Source organism: Moorena sp. SIO3B2 (assembly GCF_010692525.1).
GTDB classification, from domain to species: domain Bacteria; phylum Cyanobacteriota; class Cyanobacteriia; order Cyanobacteriales; family Coleofasciculaceae; genus Moorena; species Moorena producens.
Genome location: NZ_JAAHHE010000420.1, coordinates 1 through 4797, shown reverse-complemented (window position 1 = coordinate 4797; position 4797 = coordinate 1). Strand labels below are relative to the sequence as shown.

Genomic DNA, 4797 nt, shown 5'->3' with positions numbered 1-4797 from the left:
CTGCCATCAACAGATACACTGGAGCACTCCTAAGGGAGAGAATATCTAGGAGCCGTATGAGGGGAAACCTTCACGTACGGTTCTGAAGGAGAGGTGCCCCGGATAATACCGGGCATCGACTCTAACCGACGGATGTTCCGGGAGAATTCATAACAATAATGATCAAGTACTTCAGGCTCCGTTAACACGTTAAATTGCTGGGGGGTTTTCCCCCTGGCCAAACCATCCGGTCGAGTCGCGTAAGATCACTCACGTCTGGATAAGTTGGAAAACTGAATGACATAAGGTAAATTCCTAGCCGTGGATAGTATTTCTGCGGCTATTTTTTTTTGAGATTAGCAGGTTATCAGGTTGAAGGTTGTTCGCGTAGCGTGGCCGAAAGGCCAAGGTTAGTTAGTTGAAGGTTGAAGGTTGGTTAGTTGGAGGTTGTTCGCGTAGCGTGGCCGAAAGGCCAAGGTTGGTTAGTTGAAGGTTGAATGTTAGTTAGTTGAAGGTTGAATGTTAGTTAGTTGAAGGTTGAATGTTAGTTAGTTGAAGGTTGAATGTTAGTTAGTTGAAGGTTGAATGTTAGTTAGTTGAAGGTTGAATGTTATTGGGTTGAAGGTTGTCTGTCAGAATGCTAAATTCTAAATTATAAATTCTACATTCTACATTCTAAATTCTACATTCTAAATTCTACATTCTACACTCCCCAAACTCCCCCCGCCCCACTTTCTCCAAAAATGTCCTGATGGAGTAGCACAGATTCTGTATAGGGGTCTAAAACCTCTGAAGCAGAAAATTCAGCCAATCCTATGACCTTAATCAGTAAATTGGGTTTTAAGCCAAAAAAGAAAGCTCATTTAATTGCACCAGTGACAATTAAATCATCTGATATATCGATAGTTATTCCCGTCAGGAACAATCAGAAAGGAATTGAATTATTTTTGTCAGAATTTTTCAAAACCCAGAACCTAGAAAGCTATCCCAAAGAAATAATTATCGTTGATAATCAATCAAGCCCAGAGATTACTATCCCTAAACAGTTTCAAGTTGCTCCCCTTTCAATACGAGTGATAAAATGCTCAAAACTTGGACCGGCATCTGCCAGAAATATGGGAATCAACTCTGCTCAAGGAGATTGGATTTTATTTACCGATAGTGACTGTATTCCTTCAGAATCCTTAATCACAGGCTATCTTAATGCCATGAATGGCTCCATCGGATATGCAGGGAATGTTAAAGCCTGGAGCAATGATGTATTGTCAAACTATTATGAAACTCAAGAAATACTTGTGCCCTTAAAAGTTATTGAAGATGGGCAGATGATCAGACCGGAATATTTAATTACAGCCAATGCCCTAGTGTGGAAAAAAGCCCTTGAAAAAATCGGTGGGTTTAACGAAACTATTAAAATCGCTGCCGGTGAAGATATAGATTTAGGGTTTAGGTTATTAGAAATTGGCAACTTATCCTATAGTTGGCAATCAACTGTATATCATGATTTCACTCACGACATTCTGGGATTTATTAAAAGATTTATCAGATATGGAAAAGGCAACAAACTAGTCAGTCAGCTATATTCCATTGACTTAACTCCTAAACCGTTTATTCCCAATAAACCGGGTTTTATAAATCAACTATTGTCAACTTTACAATATGTGTGTCTTATAGTAGGATATAGAATTAGTTAAAAGGTAAGCTATCAGCTTAAGCGCTACGCGCACGCTACGCGAACAGCTATCAGCTTAAGCGCTACGCGCACGCTACGCGAACAGCTATCAGCTATCAGCCTATGCTTAGATGGGCTTTTCCCTAGACTTTGAATTCGATAAAATCTAGAACTATTAGGTGCGACCCGTGGCGAATTTAATTCTTAATGGGTCAAGCGCACCTTTAAATTCTACCAAAAGAGGTTTATTTTAAGCTGACAGCTGACCGCTGACTGCTGAATGCTTACGTTAAAAGATTACTTGATTCTATCTATAGCAGTTCTCATAGTAATGAGGTAGACAGGATTTTTTCCCTCTTGCCTCTTGCCTCTTGCCTTCCCCTCCTGGGAGGGGTTAGGGGCTTTCAAGGGTATGTTTTTTAGATTTGGGCATTCGCCTAGGTATTACTCAACAGAAATACATTTTGAAACCCAAACCCCAGGAAGGATTTGAGAATTCAATAAAAATCATTAAGTGACGAATTCTGCTTGATGGCTATCCCCTGACGGGGCGATGGCTGAGACACTTGCACCAACTTGAAAAGTTATTGATTTTGGTAGGTAACTATTGACAAAAGAACTTCGGGTAGCGGTCACACAGAGCGACTGTTGGAGTACTGAAATTTATTTTCAATCACGTTCGTTACCCGCGTTGTTTTGTACTGGTTCCACCATGACGTACCCGCGCCCGGCGCGGAGCAAATTACATTAAATAGTAGTCAGAAACAGGGAATTTATCAAATGTGTTCCATAGTACAATAACTATTGTACATTAAACCCGCGTGACATCAATCACAGTGAACAAAAATCGTCCAATTACTTATCAACAATGGTTACGGGTGGTCATCAAAAAAATGCCTCATTTAAGCAAACCACAAGCAGTAGTATTAGGAATGTGGAGCTTTGCTATTGCGATGACTCATCATTGTGGTTTATCTACTGCAGTTGTGTTTTTGGGGGAAATTCTAGAGCAACCAGAGAACACAATTCGAGAAAGATTAAGGCAGTGGTATAATAGTAAAGTCGATAAAAACGGAAGAAAGCGTAGAGAAATCCAGGTCGAACAGAGCTTTGTCCCGTTGTTACGCTGGATATTAAGTTGGTGGTCATCAGAGGAAAAAAGTTTAGTATTAGCTGCGGATGCTTCCAGATTAGGTCAGCGTTTTACTTTATTAGTTATTAGTGTGGTTTATCGAGGTTGTGGAATTCCTGTAGCTTGGAAAATAGTGAGAGCAAACGAAAAAGGCAGTTGGAAACCCTACTGGCTCAAACTCTTAGATTCTCTTCAAGAGGGTGTTCCTTCCGACTGGTTGGTGATTGTCACTACAGACAGAGGTTTATACGCTGATTGGTTCTACGAAGCGATTGAACAATTGGGTTGGCATCCATTTATGCGTATTAACCATCAGGGATATTATCAATCCTCACCAGAGCAACAATTTGTTCCTCTTTCAGAATTAATTACTCAAGTGGGGCAATCTTGGAGTGGAAAGGTAACTTGTTTTAAAACCAACAGTCTGTCTTGCACTCTTTTAGCTCAATGGGATTCTGGCTATGCCGATCCTTGGCTAATCGTAACAGATTTGAGTCCTCAACAAGCACAGATTTGTTGGTATGGTATGCGCGGTTGGATTGAATGTCTTTTCAAGGACATCAAACGAGGTGGTTTTGGTTGGCATCACACTAAAATGAATGACCCTCGACGAGCAGAACGTCTCTGGTTAGCCATTGCTGTTGCTACTTTATTTTTAGTCAGTATTGGTGGAGAGGCCGAGGCGAATTTGCCAGCAAGTAGCTTACCTCCTTTGGATGAAATGAGCTCCTCTGCTCAGACAAAGGAAAATCCGAGCATGCCAGAAAAGCCAATTTTATTGCTAAAAACTAATCCTACTCGATGTTTAAGTTGTTTCAGACGAGGATTTTTAATAATTTTGGCATCTGCGATTAAGGGCATGCCTTTACCTACAGGTAGATTTATTCCCGATTTTTCTCCTGCCCCTGGATGAATCTTAAAAACATACCCTTGAAAGGGGGTTAGGTGTGGGTTCCTCTTGCCTATTGCCTATTGCCTATTGCCTGTTCCCTGTTCCCTATCTCCCTATCTCCCTATCTCCCCATCTCCCTATCTCCCTATCTCCCCACCCTCCCCAAAAATTTCCTGGTGGAATAGCCAAGATTGTGTATAGAAGTTATAGTGCAGCTACCCGGAAGTCTGAAGTCTGAAGTCTGAAGTCTGAAGTTCTTTAATATCAAGGATTTCGACTCTAGGACGCGGGTTTGTTATTTCTGCCCCCCTGCACTAGTCAGTTGGCAGAACTCTAATCCAGACAATTGAGGTAATCCTATGACTTTCATCAACAAACTTCATTCAACGCCCCAGAATTACTCCGATTTTACTGTACCCTTAAACATTCAAGCATCTGATATATCAATCGTTATTCCCGTCAGGAATAATCAAGAAGGACTTGATTTATTTTTAACTGAATTTTTTAACACCCAGAGTCCCTACATCTATCCCCAAGAAATTATTATTGTTGATAATAACTCCAGGCGACCAATTACTATCGCTCAACACTTCCAAGGTAATAACCTTTCCATCAGATTACTGAAATGCTCAAAAAATGATTTGGCCTCTGCCAGAAATGTAGGCATAAACTATGCCAAAGGAGATTGGATATTATTTACCGATAGCCACTGTCTTCCCTCTGAATCATTTATCCAAGGCTATCTTAATAGCATAAATGGGTCAATAGGCTATGCAGGTAATGTTAAAGCATCGGGCAAGGATTTATTGTCAAAATTTTATGAAGGTCAAGAAAGACTCATTCCCTTAACCATGGTTGAAGAGTGCCATATCAGTAGACCAGAATCATTAATTACAGCCAATGCCCTGATTTGGAAAAAAGCTCTTCAACAAATCGGTGGATTTAAAGAAACCATTAGAATTCCCGAGGGAGCCGATCTAGATTTAGCATTTCGGTTATTCCAAATTGGTCAATTATCCTATTGTTGGCAATCCACTGTCTATCCTAATCACAATAAAAAAATACCCGAATTTATCCAACGATTTATCAACGATGAAAACAGTAAACTAATGGTGAGTAATC

General features: G+C 40.4%; 3 protein-coding genes. All 3 read left to right on the top strand.

Features of this window, described 5'->3' with window-relative positions:
* Window positions 1-812: 812 nt before the first annotated feature.
* Window positions 813-1673, top strand: coding sequence for a glycosyltransferase family 2 protein (locus tag F6K38_RS35100; RefSeq protein WP_287359723.1), 861 nt, complete (start codon window positions 813-815; stop codon window positions 1671-1673).
* An 814-nt stretch (window positions 1674-2487) separates the two neighbouring features.
* On the top strand, window positions 2488-3696 hold the full coding sequence (locus F6K38_RS35095) for a transposase (RefSeq protein ID WP_287359721.1): 1209 nt from the start codon (window positions 2488-2490) through the stop codon (window positions 3694-3696).
* A gap of 338 nt (window positions 3697-4034) precedes the next feature.
* A partial coding sequence (locus tag F6K38_RS35090) for a glycosyltransferase family 2 protein (protein WP_287359720.1) occupies window positions 4035-4797 on the top strand: 763 nt, incomplete at its 3' end.